Annotated in this window: 1 protein-coding gene; it reads right to left on the bottom strand. The window is 42.1% G+C overall.

Annotation, left to right across the window (positions count from 1 at the left end; genetic code table 11):
• Window positions 1-25: 25 nt before the first annotated feature.
• Window positions 26-1150, bottom strand: coding sequence for an ISAs1 family transposase (locus J3U76_RS14330; RefSeq protein WP_208006645.1), 1125 nt, complete (start codon window positions 1148-1150; stop codon window positions 26-28).
• Between the last annotated feature and the right edge of the window lie 123 nt (window positions 1151-1273).

The following is a 1273-nucleotide window of genomic DNA, read 5'->3' as shown; positions in this document are numbered from 1 at the left end:
CAGGGCAAGAGCATGAAGGAAACTCTTACATTTCAATCACTTTTGAAAGATACTGTTCGTTCAATGCTGCTTTTAAACGCTTTTTCTTAATGCTTAATTTAAGACTCGTTTCTTGCCGAAGTAAATTAAGCCCGATATGTTTAATTCCTGCCAAGTTTTCAGCTGCATCACCACGACGAATTCGACTATCGTCTTCTCGCATCGTCACATCCAGTACCCAGTGCAGCGTATTCTCTATCGACCAATGCGAGCGCACCGCTTCACCAAACTCTTTAGCACTCAGCTCGGCTGAGCTGATGTAGTAACGCACAAAGATATCTTCTGCTTTGGGCGCTGTATCGCCGACTTGTCTTATTGATACTGCGGCACCAACGGTTTTTAACTCCGGCCATTCAAAGCTAAAATCTACAAATTCTTCAAATATATCAGCAACAAAGTACATCCGATGCTCTGTTCTACCATGGGCTTTTTCTTTCGTTTCAAAGCTGTCTCCCTGATATTGATACAGCTTAGATATTGGGAAGTGCTTCTCAAATGCAGCATGCAATTTAGGTTGATTCCCCTTCACCGCAAGTAAGTAGTCGCCTTCTTTTTTTACTATTTTTTGGGCTATATCTCGTTGGCATCCCATCGCATCAATGGAAACTAAACAGCCTTTAATTTCAAGGAGTTGCAGCAACTCAGGAATAGCGGTAATTTCATTCGATTTAGCGTCTGTTTTTACCTGACCCAATACAACACTATTCGCTGCACTAAATGCGCTCACCATGTGAATGGCTGCCTTACGTTGTTTTTTGTCAAAAGAGCGGCGCACTGTTTTGCCATCTATCGCGATGACGCTGCCTTCACTCAACTGCTGGCATTCTTGCATCCACTTAATAAAGCAGCTTTGTAATTGCTTAGGATCAATCCGGCTAATTACGCGAGCGATGGTATCATGAGCGGGGATACCGTTCTCAAAATCACCATACAGTTTTAACCAGTCGAGACGCTCCTCACCGAACATCTCAATATCTTCCCAGCCTTCGGCTCCAGATATCACTGCTGATATGGTTAACAGTATGATATCAAACAACTTATGCTCTATCTTTCCTAATTGACGCGAGTCAGTGATATCAGCGAAGTGCGTGACGAAAGTATTGATTCTCATGGCGAACTCTCAATATATAAAGAGTGTTATCTGATCATATCCGCCAATAAAAAGAAAGATACTAGATTAAATTAATGACTGCTAGCTTGTTGAATTAACGACTTTTTTCATGCTCTTGCCCTG

The organism is Oceanisphaera pacifica, assembly GCF_017498065.1.
Classification (GTDB): domain Bacteria; phylum Pseudomonadota; class Gammaproteobacteria; order Enterobacterales; family Aeromonadaceae; genus Oceanimonas; species Oceanimonas pacifica.
The sequence above is the reverse complement of the archived record's forward strand: the minus strand, read 5'-3'. Positions and strand labels throughout refer to the sequence as shown.

Bases quoted from the DNA above. Each gene is read 5' to 3' on its own strand.
- J3U76_RS14330 (WP_208006645.1), bottom strand. From the start codon at position 1,150: ATGAGAATCAATACTTTCGTCACGCACTTCGCTGATATCACTGACTCG.